We start from the raw sequence: 16,907 nt of genomic DNA, 5'->3' as shown, positions 1-16,907 counted from the left end.
AATATGGACGGATTTGTGAAAACACTGGGTGTTCTGATGGTTTTGGCAGCTGTGGCACTGTGGGCGGCACTGATTTTCTTTGTGCCTGCCGCACTGATTAAGTTCCTTTGGCTTTATCTGGTGGCATGATGGACAATGAAACGCTGACACGGATTCTGTCCGCACGATTTATAACGTGTAATGAGCAGGCCCGAAAAGGCAGTAAGGGATGCACGAAAGAGTGCAAACTCTATGAGCTGCAAGAACCGGGCATGACCTGCCGGGACAGCGTCCTTCTCCACGCAGAGGAAGCAAAGAAAATTTTGAAAATAAGGTCGCACAACTCCTGACACAGGCCGCCCGCTGCGGCGGCCTTTTTTGTGAGCATGGGAACAGGCCCGGCCCAGTTCAACTCCGGGATTGCCCAAAACTGAAAGGAGAACACACCGATGCAGAGGTACTACATTTTGCTGAAAGCGACCGGTGCTGGTGGGTGGCCGGGTTGGCTGCCGTACCGGCTGGATGCGGACAGCGCCGAACAGGCTGTTGAAAAAGCCAAGGAGCAGGCCGAGAATCATTACCCGGAGTACGAAAAGTTTGAAGTTCAGGCTATCGAAATTGAAAGGAGAAGCAAATGAAGCTGGCAGCAATCGCAAAGCTCATTAAGGCAGATGGGTACTGTAAACTCTACAAAGTGTTCTATGACGATTGCAGAACCTATGATTTGTACATTGGAACCAAAACGGCAATCTTCCCGCTGACCGGATTTCCGAAGGCACAAAATGAAAGTGAGTTGGCAACCCTCCTGGGCATCAGCAAAAAGGAATGGGCAGACATCGAGTTTGATAATGACTGCCCGGATGATCTCCATCACATCGAAGGGATGGATTTGGACGACACGGCAGACGGAGAAATGGACTGCGTGACCGGAAGAATCAGTATCCGGTACTGCGGGTGTGAACTGGTTCCAATGATCGAGCCTGTTTCGGGAACGGTCGGTTTTGTGGATGCGAAGCAGATCATGCCAGTAGCAGATGAAATCCGCAAGAGCGGATATTTCAAATACTGCGCCAGGAAGATGGCGAGCGGCGGACGCTACTATGTTATCAAGGACGGAATGGTGGTGCGCGGCGCGGTGCTTCCTGTAAAGCTGGAACCTCTGGCAAAGTCTGGACTGCGTGAGCTTGCCGACATGGTGAAAAAGACTAGGGATGTTGCCGATGTGGAGGACTTGAGCGAACAGGAGGACAAAAACGATGCGTAAGACTTTGGAACTGCTGGCTTTGTCCACCTGCACTGCCGCGCTGTGCGTAACACTGACTGGGTGTGAAGCAGTCAAGGGCACAGCAAGCGGTGAAAAACCGGTCAAGACGGTATATGTTTACCTGCCGGACGGCACTTTACTGGACAAAGGACGGGCGGACAAGGTAAGTTCGTTTGCACACAATGATCGTATCGTGAAAGTCACGATTGACGGGAAAACATACGAGACCAGCTGGGCCAATGTGGTTTTAGTGGAGGAATAACGATGAGCAAGATTTTGAAAAGTGTAACCTTGGGTGATGTGAAAAATGGTGGCATCTTCAGAGCGCTGGGCAAGGAGTTTGTGAAGCTGGATGCGGACGAACACGGCTGCCTTGTACTGGCAAAGGACATTTGGACGAGAATGCCGTTCCGCGACGGCGACGACCCGGAATGCCCCAACGATCTGCGCCGGAGCGAGATTATGCCATATCTGGGTAACTGCCTGGCAGAGTTTACAAAGAACGGCACTCCGCTGAGTACATTCATTCCGCTCAGAATCGACCTTCAGGACACGACCGGCCAGAACGAATACGGAATCTTTGAAGTGAGGATTGGCCTGTTGACCCTGCGCGGGTACGGAAAATATTGGCGGCTGATCCCGAAGGTAGATGCGCCGTGGTGGTTGGCAACGCCTTACGGTACGCCGAATTGCTCTCCGCGCACCGGCAATAGCGACAGCGTCTGGAGCGTCGACACCGATGGCTCCAACGGCGGCAGCTGGTGCAGCTACTCCTATGGTGTTCGCCCCGTTTTGTGCTTTTCCTCTGCACTCTTGGTCTCTGTCGAGGACGAAAGAGAGGCCGGGTTTTCGCTTTCCGATGTTCCGCTGGATGACCTGCTGGCCGAAATCAAGAGCCGGACGGAGGGCTAATCATGGATGCGGTAAAAAATGACGTGAAGCGGCTGGTCAAAATCGAGTTGGCCGCTGCCAATAAGAAGTTTCGGATGTTTGCTGGGCCACATGAGGGCGCGGGAATCATCCAAGAAGAAGTCGTGGAAGCTGCGCAGGAGATGAACGGTCTGCGCCGGGAACTTAACGCTATGTGGATAGGTGTTTACTCCAACAATCCGCAGATCTCCACGAAAGGCGTATACGACCGGGCTGTTGCCCTGGCCGTGGAAGCTATTCAGACAGCAGCGATGGCCCGGAAGTTTGAGCGCAGCCAGCGCCGTCACTGGCCGGGGGCAAAGGATCCGCACTATGGTGAAGAAGAATGACGCACCTACCGAAATCGAGACCATCACGCTGACCATGAGCCGCCCGGTGGCCGAGGCTGTGCAAGCGGCCTGCGAGTGGTACTTGCGCTTACATATGGGCCAGTTCTGGGATGTAGCCGATGATCTGTGCATGGCAAAGTTCTATTCCGATGCCAAACATAATGAGTTCAAGACAAAGGAACAGCGGGACAACGCTTTCACGGTTTCAATCCACCGCCGGAACGATATGCAGGATGGACTGGATAACCTATATCGCCGGTACGTTCTCCCTGCCCCAATCTCCGACCTGATGGAGATTCCGTACCGGGCAGAACAGGTATGGCTTGTCATTCGCCACGCCTTGGCATGGCATGACAAGCCGGAGGGCGACTGGATGAATGTGGAGTTCGATAAACCACTGAACCGTTCGGATCAGCCGCAGCCGACCATAAAGCTGACCGAAGTGCAGGACAACACAAAGCCTGCCTGTGATGGCTGATGCGCAAAGTGTGGGGGTGTACTGAAATGAGTGCTGCATTATTCAATCTGGACAATGATGGAACGCTGGAAATCCTCATATCCAGAGCAAATATCAAGAAGATAACACGGGTGACGGTTGCAGAGCCGGGCAGGAAAACGGCAAAAATCTTCCTTCCAGATGTACCGCCGCTGGAATCAGAATGGGAGCTGAATCCAGGACGGTGCACCTGTGAGCATTTCCGCTGCAAGAAATGCCATTTCATCAACTGTGTGGCCGTTAAATACTGCGGCGAGTGCGGGGCAAGGATGAAAAATGCGGGCGTAAAGCCGGAAGATTTGCCTCTTCCGGCGCTCGATGAAAGGTGAAATTTAATGAGAAAAAACGGAGCAATGTTTATCTGCAACCGGTGCAGAAAGCAGGTGTTCGCGGAACGGTTCGACGATGGTGTGTTTGACCAGAAAGCATTGGATGGTTGGGCGCTTGAAATGAGAAACATCCATGGAATCGGAGATCTGTGCCCGGAGTGCTACAAAGTGTACCGCGAAACGATGGATCGTTTTTATGAAGGTGGCCGACATGGAGGGCAAGACAGATAACTCCCAGAAAAAGGAAGAACACGATTCTTTGAAACCTGCAAGGGATGCCATTGCAACTGCTATGCGGGCCGCCCAATTTGCGAAAGCGACCGGCACCCCACTGCCGAAACCACTTAAATGGCAGCGTGAATTCTATGACGCTACCGGTGTGTTTCCATACGGCTGGTATGAGTGCCCGGTATGCGGGTACAGGACAGATTGGGAACCGCACGCCTGTCCGATTTGCCACACACTGCTAGAACCGTGACGAAAGGAACACAGGATGATGGAACCTGAAAGAACCTGCTGCACCTGCCGCTGGCATGAGGGCTACACCTGGGTATGCTTCAACGGCAATTCTCCGAACCGTGCCGACTTCACTGACCCGGAGGACACCTGCGAGTGCTGGGAAGTCAGAACGGAAGAAAACAGCATCGGTGACTACGAAGTAAACTAATCAAGCTCTAATCAAGAATTAAGCAAGCCCGTCGTTAAATTGCCGCCCTGACGAGGCGGCAAGGGGCTTGTATGTGTAACTTAATCTAGCGACCACAGAAGAACACAAGCCGGGGAAAGCGGGGGTCAAGGGGGAGAAAACGAGGGCGGGTCTGTATGGCTTGACGGAATGGGAAACTTAGAAAGACCTGCCCGGCGTTGTGTCCCCCTTGTCCTGCGAAGCCGTGTGTGTTTGGTCCACAGAAAAGAAAATCCCAGTAGAACTTTGCGGAAGGAGGAAGTGAACGGTGCGGGCATGGTACATTCGGGAGCAGAAACACATTCTCGGAACATCCGATTATGCAGAAGTGGATCTCTTTGAAACAACGGACAAGGAACACACCGCGAGCACCCGCCGCAAAAGAGAGCTGGCGACCTCCATTGCGCAGCAGAAGTATAACGACATGATAGCAAGGCGGTATTTCTGCCAGCTGGCCTATACGAATTTCGGGGAAAGCGACTGGGCAGCCACGTTTACATACGACCACGACCACCAGCCAGCGCCCGGAGATTTTGACCAGGTAGACCGGGACTGGACGAATTTTACCCGCCGCTTGAAGCGTTTCTGCAAAAAGACGGGGCGGGAAGCATCCAAGTGGATGCAGGTTGCAGAGTACAGCGTGGTGGACGAGGACGGGAAAGTTACCGGCAGACACCACCATCATGTGATCCTGCAAGGCAATCTGACATGGCAGGAGATCAAGGACTTGTGGCGGGACAGCACCGGGCGGCCGATGGGACTTGTGAAAGTTGAGCCTATCGACCTGACCTGTTCCAGTTTTGAACGCCTGACAACCTACATGACGAAAGCCCGCGCCCGTATCCGGCGCTGGCGGCAGAGCCAAGGGCTGCAAAAACCGAAAACCCCGCGCCCGAACGACACCAGATGGAGCCGCAAGCGCTTTGACGAAGCGTTTGCCCTGCCGGATGATCGTGAATACTGGGAGAAAAAATACCCCGGTTATACCCTGCGCGAGTGCGAACAGCACATCACGGGGAACAACACCAAGCACCTGATCGTGAAACTGAAAAAGAAGCCGGACACCCGGCGGAAGAACAGGAGGAACCAGCCATGAGCGCCAGACTGGAACTGGACGACCTGCCGCCGCGCTACCGTGCGCAGGCGGAAAAGCAGCTTGCACAGAGAAGGTGCGGGGGCAAAGCTGCACCTGCATCGTTGGAAGCCGCTGTGAATGCCGCCAGATCGACCGGACACGAGTTTGACAGCCGGGGCGAGTATGACTACTACATGGGAACTGTTCTGCCCAAAGTCCAGAGTGGCGAGGTCGTGAAGGTAGAGCTGCACCGCAGGTTTACTATGCTGCCGGAAAAAGAATACGGCAATGTGAAGCTCCCGGCGGCGCACTATACCCCGGATTTTGTGCTGACCTATGCTGATGGCACGGTTGAGGTGGTGGAAGTGAAAAGCAAATTCACCCGGCGGCAGCAGCGCGATTACATCCACCGCCGCCGTATGTTTATCGATCTTGTGGCAGAACCGCAGCACTGGCGGTTTATTGAGCATATCACGCCAGATACGGCGGAAGAAATCAGAAAGTGGAAGCGCCTGGCCGAACAGGCGGGAAAGGATTCATCATGGGAAAAAGCAGGGCAAGGATGCCAGCATTCTACCGGCAGAGCATCCAGAATGCAGTGAATCAGCAAATCAACATCGGCAAGTCGAAGCACCGCACGACGCTGAACCGTGAGGCAATCGGGCAGGTCGTTTCGTACTGCGCAGTTGCCGCGGCACATGATCTCTGGGACTGGGGAGAGAAAGAATCTACGCTCCTGACCTTGAAGATGAACAATGCTGCATCCAGGTATATCATGGATCACGACAAGTACGGTGCACCGGAAGCCCTCAAGCGGCTGGAAGCACGCACTGCCCACCTGATGCCGGAAGAATTTTGGCTCCCGGCGGGTGGTCTGGTAGGCTCTGAAAAAAAGCTGCGTGTTCTGGCTGAACGCCGGGACGCTGCAAAGATGATCGTTCGTTTCTTTGCGGAATCACTGGAAGAAATGGAATATACCCCTGAACAAATTGAGACCGTGAAGGAAGAAATCAAGAAAAATTACCAGCAGTTCCTCGGCTGGGTGGACGATGGCGGAGAAGAATTTGCCTATGATCGTCTGCGCCGGGTCATTGAGGACATTTACGGCGTGGGTGCCATGGTGGAGCGCGTCAAGGGTGAAGAACCCGTTTTCGGAGAACCCCTTTTCAAGAAAGATTTTTGATTTTTTGGGAGGACTGAGCAGTGAAAGTACACGAGGCGGAGGCAATCTTGAAATATTATGCGGACATCCCGCAGCGGATAGAGATCATCCGCCGTCAGTGCACCGCACTGAGCGATGAAGTGGACCCTATGCGGGGCATGGGCACCGATGGAATGCCCCGTGGTGGAACACCTGGGGACAGCACGGCGGCGATGGCCTGCCGGATGGATGAACTGGGCATTGGAGACCAACTACGTCAGCTGGAACGGCAGCGGGCTGTGTTGCTGGAAGATCAGAACATTATCCGAGGACAAATGAACCGGCTGGACAGTGGCCACAATCTGATTTTAACGGAGTTCTACATCAGCCACAAAAAATGGCACGAAGTACAGCAGAAAGTTCCATACAGTGTGCAGCACTTGAAGTACCTGCGAAACGTCGCTCTTGCACAGCTGGGAAGGAACCTGGAACGGCTCCCGGAGTGCGCCGCTTTATTATCGCGTGCGTTAAACACGCGCGAGGGACAGCGCCGAGCGGATGCCTGGGCGGAGGGTGACATTCTCTTATAGGCAAGGCTGCCTGCGGAACTTCATGTGCAGGCGCTTCCGCAAAATCGTGTCCGATGGTCATAGAAAAACAAACACGACTACCCCAAAAATCTGAAAACAGGCATAGAAATAACCCGGCGGGCAGTTGGCCTACCGGGTTTCGTGCAAAGGAGGACAAAGTTATGGGAAAGAAGCATAAAAACAAGGTTCGGGTGCTGCCCGGAAGGATGTATAGGCTGGTGCGGAGTGACAGGAGCGTATACTGTGACGCAGAGAACGCGCTCAGAACCTGCTTTATCGAAGAAACCAAAGAGCAGCAGGCCGCACGGGAAGATGGCGAACTGTGCCGGTTCGTGAGGATGGCACCGGATGGTGGCGTTGAACTGATTTCAAACGCAGGAAACGTAGTCCGTTTCAAGAACGCAGAAGATCTTGCGAAAATGCTGCGTTTCGCAAAAGATGTGCTGAGGGTTACGGAGGCCTTGAAAAATGGGAATCAAAATTGAACTGACCGATGATAAAATTATTGAACCGTCTGGCGGAATAGCAATGTTTGACCTTCCGGGCGGAGAATTTCCGGGGAACGAGGATGTGCTGTTTGATCTGCGCTGGTCTGTGATTCCACGGAGAGAGGGCGGAATTGAAGTCTTTGGAGGAAATGATGGCAAAATAGTCCTGGAATCGGAAGAAGAGGTAAAGGATCTGTGCGAAGCTATGATACGTCAAATTAGAGCAAAACCGATATTCTCGGATTCAGGAGAGCCGCTGCTGGACTGCCAATCTGAAAGGCGGGCAGCTGAACCGGATTTACGCGAAGGAGGACAAAGTGAAGATCAAAATTGAGATTGACAGCGGCATGATAAGCCCGCGAGAATATGCCGTTAGAACCATCGCAAAAGAAATCGTGAAAACTGGAATCAAAGAAAAGCAGATCTGGTACAACGAAGCGGCAATCCAAACCGAATTGGAAAATGCAGAGGTAGGAAGGCTCGTCAGGTGTTGGTTAAAAAATGTTTGGCCGCTTCCACAGCTACGTTCTTTGCAATCTCGATTATCACATCTGCGCTGAAAGAGCCGGCCTTTTTGGCAACGCTTTTGACCTTTTCCCAGTTCGTATCAGACCGAATGTTTTCAAGAAATCTATGCCCATCAGGCGTAATGCGGGAAATGGGAATGCGATAAGTGTCTTTCGAGAAAAGCGTTTCAACAAACCCGGATTTGACGCAATACTCAACGGCGTAAAAGAGATCGTCGTTGTCGTAGGTCTTTTCAAGTTCAAGCTGGTAGGCTGGCGGTGTTTCCGGGTCATCCAGCAGGAAGGCGTTCACATTGTTTTTCTGGTAAGAAATGAAATAGCAATAGTGGTTATAGTCTGTGTACTCTTCTGCGCAAAGCATAACGGCGCGGACGCAATCCATGTTTAACTTCATACAAACCATCCTTTCAACACCATAAGCCCGTCAGGTCATCGACCCGGCGGGCTTTTTGAATTTCGTGATTTACTTTTCGTGTGGCGGCTGGTCATCCGGCGGAGCGTTGCGCTTGAAGATGATCTGCGGTTCGTTCGGATCCCGGCCTTCCTCTTTGGCGTTCTGGGCGATTTCGTCCATCAGGCCGACAGGAAAACCGTTTTCGTCGAGCGGCCCATCGTAACCGGTGAAGTCAACGACGTTCACGCAGGGCGGTTCGGGGATGGTTTTGTAGTATCTGCCGTCCTCATAGTTCTGATCCGTGACCCGGTTCCAGTAACCAATGTCTCCGTGCTGCTCCTGGGCGGCTTCCATCGCTTCCCGTGCCTGTTCTTCGGTCAATCCGTCGAACAAGAGCCGTGAACCATCGGCAAAGGCCGCAACCAGCCGCCAAGGGGCGAAAAACTCTGCATCTTTCGTAGAAATGCCTCCTTCTGGGCAGTTAAGCCCCTAAATTGTAGGTTTTGTATCAAAAAGGCGGGTTAAATATGCCGAAATATCATCTTTAGCAGAAAAAGATGAAGTTTCGTTGTCAGGATTTCGATTTCGTGGGGGTGTACCCATTCAGGCAGCGATTGAAACCGCGTTTCGTGAGGGCATCGGTAACTCTGTCCTCTGGGAAGTAGTAAGTAGAACCGTCTGCCGCAGGAACAGCCCCAGCGGGATGCTCTGCGCCGGTGTACCAGTCCGTTTCCGTGTCGTACTTGCGATGCAGGTACTTGTAAACGTCGCGCTGGGCTTTGTCGAATACCTCCACGAAAGAGAAGGATGCACAAGGCGGCATCTCTTTTGCCAGCATGGGTGCGTTCTGCGCCAGCCATGCGGCCATTACGGTTTTGGCTGCATTTCGTTTCGGCTTGCCTTCCCGGTGCACCAGATCCAGCAGCTGTACAACAAAGGGCTTTGGCAGATCGTTCAGCACTTCTTCCAGCGGGTACGGATTTTCGTGCAGCAGGGGCGACGTGCGCAGCTCCGGCACGAGATCCAGATCGTGACAGGTTACAGGCTTCTGGCGGTCGTCGATGCGCTCACTGGTGTAATACAGCATATCTTTGATTGCGTTCTGTGCCGCGTCGGAAAGCTGCTCCACCAGAGCAACACTGTCTGCAAAGCTGATCTGCGCCTCGTTTCGTTCGCCGGTGCTGCGGCCCGTCTTATAGGCCGCATCAATGATACCAAGCTCCATAGCCAGCCGGAAAATGTGCTTGCAGGGCTTTTTGCGCTTTACAAAATCGTTGCAGGTGCAGCTTGCAAGGCTGGTCTGGTACGGCTCTTTGCCGGATCCATAGAAAACCCCGGTTTCGTGTTCCTTGTCCACAGAAAGCGGGCTGGTCTTGCTCTGCTGGGCGCTGGCAAGGCGCTTTTCTTCGTCAGTGTCTGCGGGATGCTCTGTCCAGGGGCCGAAGGCGGGAATCATAGTCATAACGGGAAACCTCCTTTTCGTGTTTCGTTACTGTCATGATAGAGCAAAACGCAAATAAAAGCAATAAATTAGAACAAGATTTCGTGACGGGATGCAAGAATAACCCCGGCGGGCTGCCGGGGCTGGCTGTCAGAACGGCAGGCCGGTATAGTTGCGCATGGGAATGGCATCGGCGGCGGGAACCAGCATATTAAGCAGCTGCCGGTATAAAGCCGGGTTTGCTGCACGCTGGACACGGAAGTCCTCTAGGAATTGCGCCTGTGCTGCCAGATCGGCCAAGTTTTCGTCATCCACGTTGTAGCATTGGCATTGATCCGGCCCAGCGGAGTATATCCAACATCGAACCATGAAAATACCTCCTTTCTGTTTCGTGATGTTCCCGACGTAAATGCCGGGAAGATGGGGCGGGGTTGCTTTGTCCGGTGCAGCCCTGCCAAAATATCCGGTTTCGTGTTAAGCGTTCAGCTGTAAAAACGTGCTCTGCGTGGGGATCAGGTGCCGGGTGAGGGTGTCGGTGTAGCTGGCCTCTCCCTCGTAGCTGTCAACCACCCGGCGGTCTGCGGCGGCCATATCGTGATAGCTCTTTTTGCCGTAGGTGGGCGGCAGCCAGCCTTTGCGCTGTCCGGCGTAGAGGTTGAAGGACTTCAAAACGTCCGTGTTCGTAAACTCGATGTGGCAGGTGCCTTTCTTGTAAAACGTGGCAGTGAAATAGTGCAGCTGGATCTTCTGAGTCTGGCCGCTCTTTTCGGCGGCATCCAGCACGGCGCGGAGTTCGTCCCCATTGTAGGGCTTGCCGTTCGTGTCCAGGAAGTGCAGCACCCGCTCGATCTGGGCAACATGGCCTGTTGCGTTGTACCGGGGGCAGAAACGCCCATCGTATGTATCAAAGGCGTTGCAGCGGAAAATCACCTTGCGGTTGATCTTGTACGCGGAGTTCGTGCACCAGCCGTTGTAATAATGCACGTTCTTGCTGTACTCGTCGTTATAATGCAGGTTCGTCCAGTCGTCGAACAGCTTTATAATTTCGTGGTCGATGCTGGAAAGAAGATTTCGTGAAATTTCTTCCCGGACGGTCAGAATGTTGTACGCGCTGAAGTCGTAGCCTTCAAGCTCTTTGATTCGCTTCTGGTAATCCTGCTGCATTTCGTAGGTCATCGCATCGAACAGCTGCGGCATTTCAAACAGCTGTTTCCAGTACATCCCGCGCAGTTCCCGGATAGCGTCGTTATAAGATTTCGTGAAAGCCATCACAGGGTTTTCTTTCTTACCAGCGCCGGCAGAGGAAAACAACGACTTGATTCCGTTGTACTCTTCATAGATCCGGCGCACACCCTCTGCGGCGGCGTTGTACCGCTCGATGGCTGCCGTGATGGGGTCGGAAGATACCAGGGCGGCAAACTCCGGGTTTTCTTTCAAACGCTCTGCGGTTTCGTTTTTCAGATCCAGCCGGATCCGGCTCACCGGCTCCCGGTCGGGAATGTCCACCGACACAAGCGCCACCTCCACGCGGGCAGCCCGGCGGGCATTCTTGAACGCATCCGGGATGTATTTTACCGTGGCGTGCAGCTCTTCCAGCTTTGCGGCCAGCTCTTTCCGTTCGTTGGTGCAGGGGTTGCGCAGGGTTTCGGCGTTGAGCAGACAGCGGATTTTGCCGCCGTCCTGCATGACATCCAGCGCTTTGAGCAGGTGCACGGCACCGGCGGAGAAAGGCGGATTCATGACGATTGCGGCGTATTTCGTGGTGGGGCGGAAGGTCAGAAAGTTATCATGCACCACCCGAAAACCGTCTTTCTTCAGCACGGCGCGGAAGTCGCTGGAAAGCTCGATGCAGTCAAGCTCTGCGCTTCGTGCCTTTTCCTTGTCGTAGCGGTCAACCTCGCCGGTCTTATAGTCGTGGTGGACGTTGAACGCCAGGGCATGGACCTGACGCGCAAGTGCTCCATCACCGGCGGACGGTTCAAGGATGGGTTTCGGGTAGGTGGTGAACCCGGATTTTACTTCCCGCAGGGAAAAGACCATATCAAAGGCCAGGCTGTCCGGCGTGGGGTAGAAGTCCAGGGCATCGTTGGGGGTGGTCATGGTGTAAACCTCTTTTCGTGTTTCGTGATATGCCCGGCGGAATGCTGGGCGGTGGGGCGGGGCCGCTTTGTCCGGTGCGGCCCTGCCAGGGCATCCGGTTTCGTGTCAGGCGTTGAGCTGGTAGCCGCGGCGGGCGCAGATGAGGCGGAGCCGGGCGGCGGCAATCTGCTGGCGGACCGCTTCGGGCCTGCCGGTGCACTGGGCTTCCCGGCGCAGGTCTTGCAGTGTCCACTGCTGACGGATGATCTCGCGGGCCTGTTCAAAGATGTTGTCAAACTTCTTCATGATTTCGTTCTCCTTTCGTATCATGCAAACAGGCGGTTGCATACCTGCTGTATTTCGTCGTTCGCCTTCATCGGGGCAATGAGCACGGAAACGGCGGCTTTCTTCGGGTCTACGGTGTCCGTTGCCAGGATGGGCGCAAACGGGCTGTTGCTGCTGTGGTAAACAAATTCGTGATGATCCACAAAAGCGTCATACTCCGAATTTATCATGATGGGCCGGGATCCGTTGCGGAACATTCGGAACGTGCCCCAGACTTTGCCCTTTGCTTCGACTTCCTGCAAGATCGAAGTGCGTTTGACTTCTTCTTTGCAGGCGCTGAACTTCTGGAACATCTGCGCGGCGGTCAGCTGGTGCGGATCGTTGACCACAAACCCGGCATCACTGGAAACGATGGTCACGCCGTCGGCGGGTGCGTCCTGCATGGTCACGGGCTGGATAACATCCCGGTAAAGGATGGCGGGCAGCTTGAACGCTGCATAGCCGGTGATGATGTACACGCTGCCGCTCTGGCAGGTGATCCGAACGGCGTTGCGGCTTTTTGCCTGCCCTTTCAGATAGGCGGTGATCTTCTTCACGTTCAGCCCGGCGGGGGTGCTGGTTGCTCTTTTCATATTGCAAAAACTCCTTTTCGTTTTCGTTCTGTTTTTCGTGCCCGGTGCGCTGCCGGGGTAGTGGGGCGGGGTTGCTTTGCCCGGTGCAGCCCTGCCAAAATATCCGGTTTCGTGGTGGTGGGTCATGCCAGCAGCCCGGCGGCGATGCTTTCAAAGTCCAGCTGTTTCACGGGTGCTTCATCCGGCGCGGCTACGGCGGCGGGGGCCTGCTTTGCGTCCTCTACGGCCTTCCGGGTCTTGCGCCAGGCATCCAGCGCGGCGGCCTGACCCTTGCGGTCGGTTTCGGGAACAGCCAGGAAAGCGGCCTTTGCTTCCCGCTCTGCCTTGCGGAGCACATCCGGGGCGGGCTTTTTCGTGGCGGCGGGCTTGCTGGCCTTTTTCGTGGGCAGCGGATCGACGTGCACAAGCTCCGGCAATTCGTGGTGTTCTTCGGTGATGATGGGGGCCGGGGTGCTGGCGGTCTGCTCTGCTGCTGCCTTTGCGGCCTTGCGTTCTGCGGCCAGCTTTTTGTTATACTCCATAATGGCGGCGACAGATCCGAAGCGGCCGGCGGGGGCCTGCTTTGCGTCGTGTACCTGCAAGCAGCTGAACAAGTGCGATTTCGTGGGGTAGAAATGCGGCGCGGGGGCTGCTTCCTTGCCTTCGGCTTCAGCGGCCTCCCGCTGGGCCTTGCTGGGGCGGGTGGTGTACTTCCACAGGTAGCATTCAATCAAATGCGTTTCGCCCTTCTTGACGCTCTTGCCTTCTTTCTTCCAGTGATCGAAGGTGTGCAGCTCTGCCGCCGCAAGGATGATTTCAACGTCTGCGATGGTGGCGGGCTGTTCGTCGCCGTTCTCGTCGGTGGTGACTGCGTTTGCAGCCATTGCGGCGATCTGCTCCGGGGTGTGGTGCGCGGTGGCGATGGCGTGCAGGGTGGCGGGGTCCAGCTTCGCGGCTTCGTTCATGATGATCTGATTGTTGGTCATGCCTTTCATGGTTCGTTCTCCTTTGTTCGTTGTGGTTGATATTCGGGATGATCTCCCGGCGGCTGCCAGGGTAGTGGGGCGGGGCTGCTTTGCGGTGCGGCCCTGCTAGAGTGTCCGGCGGTGGTTCATGCGGTGTACATCTGGCGGAACAGGTCCAGTGCTCCGATCTCTGCGGCCTTGTGCTGTGCTGCCAGCTTTGCGCCGGCGCTGTCGTGGCCGTTGAAGTGGTACGCTTCAGAGTAGGCGTTGACGATGGACCATTCCAGGCGGCTGCGCTCCTGCTGCGCGTTCCATTCGGCCAGGTCGAAAACGTAGATGGTGCAGGTCCAGGCATACGGGCTGAACACCTGTTCAACCTTGACCTTCAAGCCCTTGCAGCGGTCAAGCGTGGCTTTGATCCGGTCACGCTCCTGCCGATCCATTGGAACGATGGAATAGCAGGGAATGAAACGATCGTGCACCGGGGTGACGTTCCAGCGGTGACGGGCTGCCAGCTGGTTGATCTTCTTGTCAAGTGCTGTCATGTTGTGCGCTCCTTTCAGCAATCCAGGCCGCAGGCTGCAAGCGTGCGGGTGATAATGTCAATATCTGTCTGGCTCCACTGGCAAGATTTGAGGTCGTAGGCCAGGCGGTGCAGGTCGATCCCCTGCACCGGTGCGGGGTTGATGGCTACAACGTCGCCGTTGCCCTGCACATAGTCGGCGGCCTCTTTCTTGCTGGCAGCGGGAACGGTCACGCGGAAAGCGCTTTTCCCGTCGTCCAGATACACGTTGTACACGGTCAGTTTCTTCATGGGGTGTGCTCCTTTGTTCGTGGGTTGATGTTCGGGATGATCTCCCGGCGGCTGCCGGGGTAGTGGGGCGGGGTCGCTTTGCGGTGCGGCCCTGCTAAGGTGTCCGGGGCGTTCAGCCCAAAAGAGCGGCGGCGGCATCCTGCCAGGTGGGAAAGCTGTAGAACGTGCGGCGCTCTGCGTTGGTGTTCTCGCCGGTGATTCGTGCGGCGATCCGCTGCCCGGTGCGGGGGTCCCACCCTTCCAGCCGATACCCGGCGGCCTGAAGGCGGCGGGCTGCGGCGTTCTCCTTGCGGTTCCGTTCGCGGATCTGTTCAAGTGTCATCATGGTGCAGGCTCCTTTCAATCTTCGGCGCAGCCGTGGCAGTAAAGCGCGTCAATCACTTTGTCATCGCTGAAATCTTCCAGGGTGCCGTTCGCGTCAACCACTAGGTCAACGCGGTCATAAATCCGCAGATCGGTTTTTGCATCGACGGTAAAAAACCAGTCGTCACCGTCCAGCGCGTCGGTGCACCAGACTTCAACCGCGCCGTCATCGGTGGCGGTCATGCCCTGCACAATGGCCGGGGCGATGTAGCGGCCCAGGGGGCCGACGGTGTAGGGGCATTGTGCCGCGGCCTTCGGTGCGGTGCCTGCCAGCAGTGCGGCCACCAGTGCGGCGGCGGTGGTGATCTTCTTTGCAGTGTTCAAAAGTTTCATGTTCTTTGCTCCTTTGCTTTTCAGTTTCACCCGGCGGACTGCCGGGGTAGTGGGGCGGGGCCGCTTTGTTTGAGCGGTGCGACCCTGCCAGGGCATCCGCTTGACTTTACCGCCTTTCGGTGGTAAACTGGCTTACAAGATGCGTTGTGGAAAATTCATCTTGCAAGCCTGTCACCTGCTTTAGTGGGTGGCGGGCTTTTTTGCTGCCTGCTTCTTTTTCCACTCTGCCAGGTAGGCGGCCCAGATCGCTTTTTTCAAAGCGGCGGGGAGTTTGAAAAATTCAATGCTCATGCTGTTCACCTCACTTCCTGCCCCGGACCGGGGCGGCTATGTTACCAGCTTGACACGTTGCGGTGTCGTTCGCTGTGGCTGCATTGTAGCACCGCAACGTGTCATCTGTCAAGCACGTTGCGGTGTTTTCGGCGGTCTGCACAAAAAACACGGTGCGGTGCTGTGAAAATTGCACGTTGCGGTGTCGGCGGAACTGTGCTATATTATATTTATAAAAATAAGCAAGGGGTAATAATATGCCAGTTTCGGAAACAAAAAGACGAAATAACGACAAATACAACGCAAAATGCGACCGCATAACCGTTTGGCCCATAAAAGCAAAAGGCGCAGCAATCCGCGCCGCGGCAAAAGAAAACGGGGAAAGCCTGCAAGGGTATATTTTGGCGGCGGTATATGCCAGAATGGAGCGGGAAGGGAAGCCGCTAGAGATCGACCCGGTGGAATCCGGGGAAGAAGGGGGACTATAGGGGGTTACTGGGGAGAGCTCTAGCCTGCTAGGTTAAAGCCCTACACCTGCTTCTCACTCCCGCTAGGTGGAGAATCTGACCCCTCCGGCAAACGGCAAAATTGACCCGGTGGAACAGTGCCGGCGGCACCCGTGCCCGGTGCCCCGCGCGGGTGGATCAGGTGCAGCCGGAACCAGTGCCAGACGGCCCTGGCCCCAATCAGCACCGGGAAGGACCCGCCCCGCCTCGATCAGCAGCAGAAACGAAAAAGCCAGAGTGAACGGCCTGCGCCGTCCGCCCTGGCTTTTCTTCTGCCCACGGCCCGCCCCGATCAGCACCGCCGCCGCCCCGATCAGCACAGGGAAGAACCCCGCCGCCCACGGTGACGGCCTGCCCGATCTGCCCGGCCTGGGCGGTGTCGGCCTGCCCGATGAGCAGCGGACCGCCCGCCCGATCACCTGCCCGGCCTACCCCTTCCAGCCGGACCCCGCCGCCGCCCTGATGACCCCGCCGCCCTGATGACCGCACCCCTGCCAGACATACCGACAACGCCAGCCGCCAGCCCGCCAGCACCCCGCCGCCAGCCCAACGCCGGAGGGGTCAGATTCTCCACCTAACGGGATAGAGCTTTAGGCTTAGGGCTTAGACCTAGAGGGCTGGAACTCGCCTTATCTATCCCCCTGCCCCCTTCCTTCTCCGGCCCGGCCTCGGCCCCCTCCGGCATCGCGGCCGCCCCGATGAGCAAGGTACTGCCCCCCGGGGGCGGGGCGAATGCGGGTTCCGAAGCCCCAAAATATTTCTAGGTGCATAATTTTTTGAAGGGCTTCCGCGTTTTTGACCCACGAAAAGGGGGTACGGGTCAAAAAATGTAAGTCTGGGGCGAACATGGCGGTAATGTCACCGGGATGGTGGACGCTTACAATTTGTAAGCAACTCACGTTTTGCCGGTGCCAACAAATCATTCCGGTGTGATCTTGTTGAAGTCAACAAAATCGGGATAGACCATCTTGCCGGGGCTGGCAAAATGGTGGCTATGTCATAAAGTGTTTACA

At 55.6% G+C, this 16,907-nt stretch carries 30 protein-coding genes; 17 read left to right on the top strand and 13 right to left on the bottom strand.

What is annotated here, in order from left to right; genetic code table 11:
- The first annotated feature begins 3 nt into the window (after positions 1 to 3).
- The 8 genes from MTP42_RS14660 to MTP42_RS13365 all read left to right on the top strand — a co-directional run bounded on the left by MTP42_RS14660 (position 4) and on the right by MTP42_RS13365 (position 3,327).
- The gene (locus MTP42_RS14660; RefSeq protein ID WP_256466566.1) at positions 4 to 129 is read left to right on the top strand and encodes a hypothetical protein; all 126 of its coding nucleotides are present in this window, start codon (positions 4 to 6) and stop codon (positions 127 to 129) included.
- Between the two features lie 317 nt (positions 130 to 446).
- On the top strand, positions 447 to 617 hold the full coding sequence (locus MTP42_RS13395; RefSeq protein ID WP_181567204.1) for a hypothetical protein: 171 nt from the start codon (positions 447 to 449) through the stop codon (positions 615 to 617).
- Complete coding sequence (locus MTP42_RS13390; protein WP_249257530.1) at positions 614 to 1,243, top strand: hypothetical protein; 630 nt, start codon at positions 614 to 616, stop codon at positions 1,241 to 1,243. Before MTP42_RS13395 ends, MTP42_RS13390 begins: the two co-directional genes overlap by 4 nt.
- Positions 1,236 to 1,505: a hypothetical protein gene (locus MTP42_RS13385; protein WP_120081136.1), complete on the top strand. Its 270-nt coding sequence runs from the start codon at positions 1,236 to 1,238 to the stop codon at positions 1,503 to 1,505. Before MTP42_RS13390 ends, MTP42_RS13385 begins: the two co-directional genes overlap by 8 nt.
- A 2-nt stretch (positions 1,506 to 1,507) precedes the next feature.
- The gene (locus MTP42_RS13380) at positions 1,508 to 2,155 is read left to right on the top strand and encodes a DUF6273 domain-containing protein (protein ID WP_249257529.1); all 648 of its coding nucleotides are present in this window, start codon (positions 1,508 to 1,510) and stop codon (positions 2,153 to 2,155) included.
- 2 nt (positions 2,156 to 2,157) lie between these two features.
- Positions 2,158 to 2,502, top strand: coding sequence for a hypothetical protein (locus MTP42_RS13375; protein ID WP_249257528.1), 345 nt, complete (start codon positions 2,158 to 2,160; stop codon positions 2,500 to 2,502).
- Complete coding sequence (locus MTP42_RS13370) at positions 2,486 to 2,980, top strand: hypothetical protein (protein ID WP_249257527.1); 495 nt, start codon at positions 2,486 to 2,488, stop codon at positions 2,978 to 2,980. The genes MTP42_RS13375 and MTP42_RS13370 overlap by 17 nt, the downstream gene beginning before the upstream one ends.
- A 26-nt stretch (positions 2,981 to 3,006) precedes the next feature.
- Positions 3,007 to 3,327: a hypothetical protein gene (locus MTP42_RS13365; RefSeq protein WP_249257526.1), complete on the top strand. Its 321-nt coding sequence runs from the start codon at positions 3,007 to 3,009 to the stop codon at positions 3,325 to 3,327.
- Between the two features lie 3 nt (positions 3,328 to 3,330).
- Here MTP42_RS13365 and MTP42_RS13360 read toward each other — a convergent pair whose 3' ends face one another.
- Complete coding sequence (locus tag MTP42_RS13360) at positions 3,331 to 3,609, bottom strand: hypothetical protein (protein ID WP_249257525.1); 279 nt, start codon at positions 3,607 to 3,609, stop codon at positions 3,331 to 3,333.
- A 214-nt stretch (positions 3,610 to 3,823) separates the two neighbouring features.
- Here MTP42_RS13360 and MTP42_RS13355 point away from each other — a divergent pair, with 214 nt between their 5' ends.
- From MTP42_RS13355 to MTP42_RS13325, 7 genes are all read left to right on the top strand, one after another.
- Positions 3,824 to 3,994 carry a hypothetical protein gene (locus tag MTP42_RS13355; RefSeq protein ID WP_223388803.1) on the top strand — a complete coding sequence of 57 codons (171 nt, stop codon included), beginning with the start codon at positions 3,824 to 3,826 and terminating at the stop codon, positions 3,992 to 3,994.
- Positions 3,995 to 4,340: 346 nt separating this feature from the next.
- Positions 4,341 to 5,108 (top strand): rolling circle replication-associated protein, encoded by a 768-nt coding sequence (locus MTP42_RS13350; RefSeq protein WP_249257524.1) that lies wholly within the window; start codon positions 4,341 to 4,343, stop codon positions 5,106 to 5,108.
- Positions 5,105 to 5,689, top strand: a complete 585-nt coding sequence (locus MTP42_RS13345) for a DUF1064 domain-containing protein (RefSeq protein WP_112148782.1) — start codon at positions 5,105 to 5,107, stop codon at positions 5,687 to 5,689. Before MTP42_RS13350 ends, MTP42_RS13345 begins: the two co-directional genes overlap by 4 nt.
- A complete protein-coding gene (locus MTP42_RS13340) occupies positions 5,650 to 6,270 on the top strand; it encodes a hypothetical protein (RefSeq protein ID WP_249257523.1) in 621 nt (206 codons plus the stop codon). The genes MTP42_RS13345 and MTP42_RS13340 overlap by 40 nt, the downstream gene beginning before the upstream one ends.
- 20 nt (positions 6,271 to 6,290) lie before the next feature.
- Positions 6,291 to 6,818, top strand: coding sequence for a hypothetical protein (locus MTP42_RS13335; RefSeq protein WP_158401826.1), 528 nt, complete (start codon positions 6,291 to 6,293; stop codon positions 6,816 to 6,818).
- A gap of 161 nt (positions 6,819 to 6,979) precedes the next feature.
- A complete protein-coding gene (locus MTP42_RS13330; protein ID WP_249257522.1) occupies positions 6,980 to 7,303 on the top strand; it encodes a hypothetical protein in 324 nt (107 codons plus the stop codon).
- A complete protein-coding gene (locus MTP42_RS13325) occupies positions 7,287 to 7,640 on the top strand; it encodes a hypothetical protein (RefSeq protein WP_249257521.1) in 354 nt (117 codons plus the stop codon). The genes MTP42_RS13330 and MTP42_RS13325 overlap by 17 nt, the downstream gene beginning before the upstream one ends.
- Positions 7,641 to 7,789: 149 nt before the next feature.
- Here the strand turns inward: MTP42_RS13325 and MTP42_RS13320 are convergent, their stop codons facing one another.
- The 12 genes from MTP42_RS13320 to MTP42_RS13265 all read right to left on the bottom strand — a co-directional run bounded on the left by MTP42_RS13320 (position 7,790) and on the right by MTP42_RS13265 (position 15,118).
- Complete coding sequence (locus MTP42_RS13320; protein WP_249257520.1) at positions 7,790 to 8,227, bottom strand: DUF2513 domain-containing protein; 438 nt, start codon at positions 8,225 to 8,227, stop codon at positions 7,790 to 7,792.
- Between the two features lie 69 nt (positions 8,228 to 8,296).
- Positions 8,297 to 8,608 carry a hypothetical protein gene (locus MTP42_RS13315; protein ID WP_249257519.1) on the bottom strand — a complete coding sequence of 104 codons (312 nt, stop codon included), beginning with the start codon at positions 8,606 to 8,608 and terminating at the stop codon, positions 8,297 to 8,299.
- A gap of 190 nt (positions 8,609 to 8,798) precedes the next feature.
- Entirely contained in the window at positions 8,799 to 9,689 is an 891-nt protein-coding gene (locus MTP42_RS13310) for an SWIM zinc finger family protein (RefSeq protein WP_249257518.1), read from the bottom strand.
- A gap of 129 nt (positions 9,690 to 9,818) precedes the next feature.
- Entirely contained in the window at positions 9,819 to 9,983 is a 165-nt protein-coding gene (locus MTP42_RS13305) for a hypothetical protein (protein WP_249257517.1), read from the bottom strand.
- Between the two features lie 159 nt (positions 9,984 to 10,142).
- Positions 10,143 to 11,768 carry a DUF4942 domain-containing protein gene (locus MTP42_RS13300; protein WP_249257516.1) on the bottom strand — a complete coding sequence of 542 codons (1,626 nt, stop codon included), beginning with the start codon at positions 11,766 to 11,768 and terminating at the stop codon, positions 10,143 to 10,145.
- A 105-nt stretch (positions 11,769 to 11,873) separates the two neighbouring features.
- Positions 11,874 to 12,053, bottom strand: coding sequence for a hypothetical protein (locus MTP42_RS13295; protein WP_249235876.1), 180 nt, complete (start codon positions 12,051 to 12,053; stop codon positions 11,874 to 11,876).
- A gap of 20 nt (positions 12,054 to 12,073) precedes the next feature.
- The gene (locus MTP42_RS13290) at positions 12,074 to 12,664 is read right to left on the bottom strand and encodes a hypothetical protein (RefSeq protein ID WP_158401821.1); all 591 of its coding nucleotides are present in this window, start codon (positions 12,662 to 12,664) and stop codon (positions 12,074 to 12,076) included.
- 122 nt (positions 12,665 to 12,786) lie between these two features.
- The gene (locus tag MTP42_RS13285; protein ID WP_249235878.1) at positions 12,787 to 13,638 is read right to left on the bottom strand and encodes a hypothetical protein; all 852 of its coding nucleotides are present in this window, start codon (positions 13,636 to 13,638) and stop codon (positions 12,787 to 12,789) included.
- Between the two features lie 116 nt (positions 13,639 to 13,754).
- Positions 13,755 to 14,153: a hypothetical protein gene (locus MTP42_RS13280; RefSeq protein ID WP_249257515.1), complete on the bottom strand. Its 399-nt coding sequence runs from the start codon at positions 14,151 to 14,153 to the stop codon at positions 13,755 to 13,757.
- Positions 14,154 to 14,167: 14 nt separating this feature from the next.
- A complete protein-coding gene (locus tag MTP42_RS13275; protein ID WP_249257514.1) occupies positions 14,168 to 14,422 on the bottom strand; it encodes a hypothetical protein in 255 nt (84 codons plus the stop codon).
- Positions 14,423 to 14,534: 112 nt separating this feature from the next.
- Positions 14,535 to 14,747: a hypothetical protein gene (locus MTP42_RS13270; RefSeq protein ID WP_249257513.1), complete on the bottom strand. Its 213-nt coding sequence runs from the start codon at positions 14,745 to 14,747 to the stop codon at positions 14,535 to 14,537.
- Between the two features lie 14 nt (positions 14,748 to 14,761).
- Positions 14,762 to 15,118 carry a hypothetical protein gene (locus MTP42_RS13265; protein ID WP_249257512.1) on the bottom strand — a complete coding sequence of 119 codons (357 nt, stop codon included), beginning with the start codon at positions 15,116 to 15,118 and terminating at the stop codon, positions 14,762 to 14,764.
- Between the two features lie 527 nt (positions 15,119 to 15,645).
- On the opposite strand from MTP42_RS13265, the gene MTP42_RS13260 reads away from it, so the two are divergent.
- Together MTP42_RS13260 and MTP42_RS13255 are read left to right on the top strand one after the other, a co-directional pair.
- Positions 15,646 to 15,876 carry a hypothetical protein gene (locus MTP42_RS13260; RefSeq protein WP_249257511.1) on the top strand — a complete coding sequence of 77 codons (231 nt, stop codon included), beginning with the start codon at positions 15,646 to 15,648 and terminating at the stop codon, positions 15,874 to 15,876.
- 255 nt (positions 15,877 to 16,131) lie between these two features.
- A complete protein-coding gene (locus tag MTP42_RS13255) occupies positions 16,132 to 16,374 on the top strand; it encodes a hypothetical protein (RefSeq protein WP_249257510.1) in 243 nt (80 codons plus the stop codon).
- The last annotated feature ends 533 nt before the right edge of the window (positions 16,375 to 16,907 follow it).

Origin of the sequence: Faecalibacterium sp. I2-3-92, assembly GCF_023347315.1 — a bacterium.
In the GTDB taxonomy this organism is placed as follows: domain Bacteria; phylum Bacillota; class Clostridia; order Oscillospirales; family Ruminococcaceae; genus Faecalibacterium; species Faecalibacterium duncaniae.
This window is presented reverse-complemented; position numbering and strand designations above follow the sequence as displayed.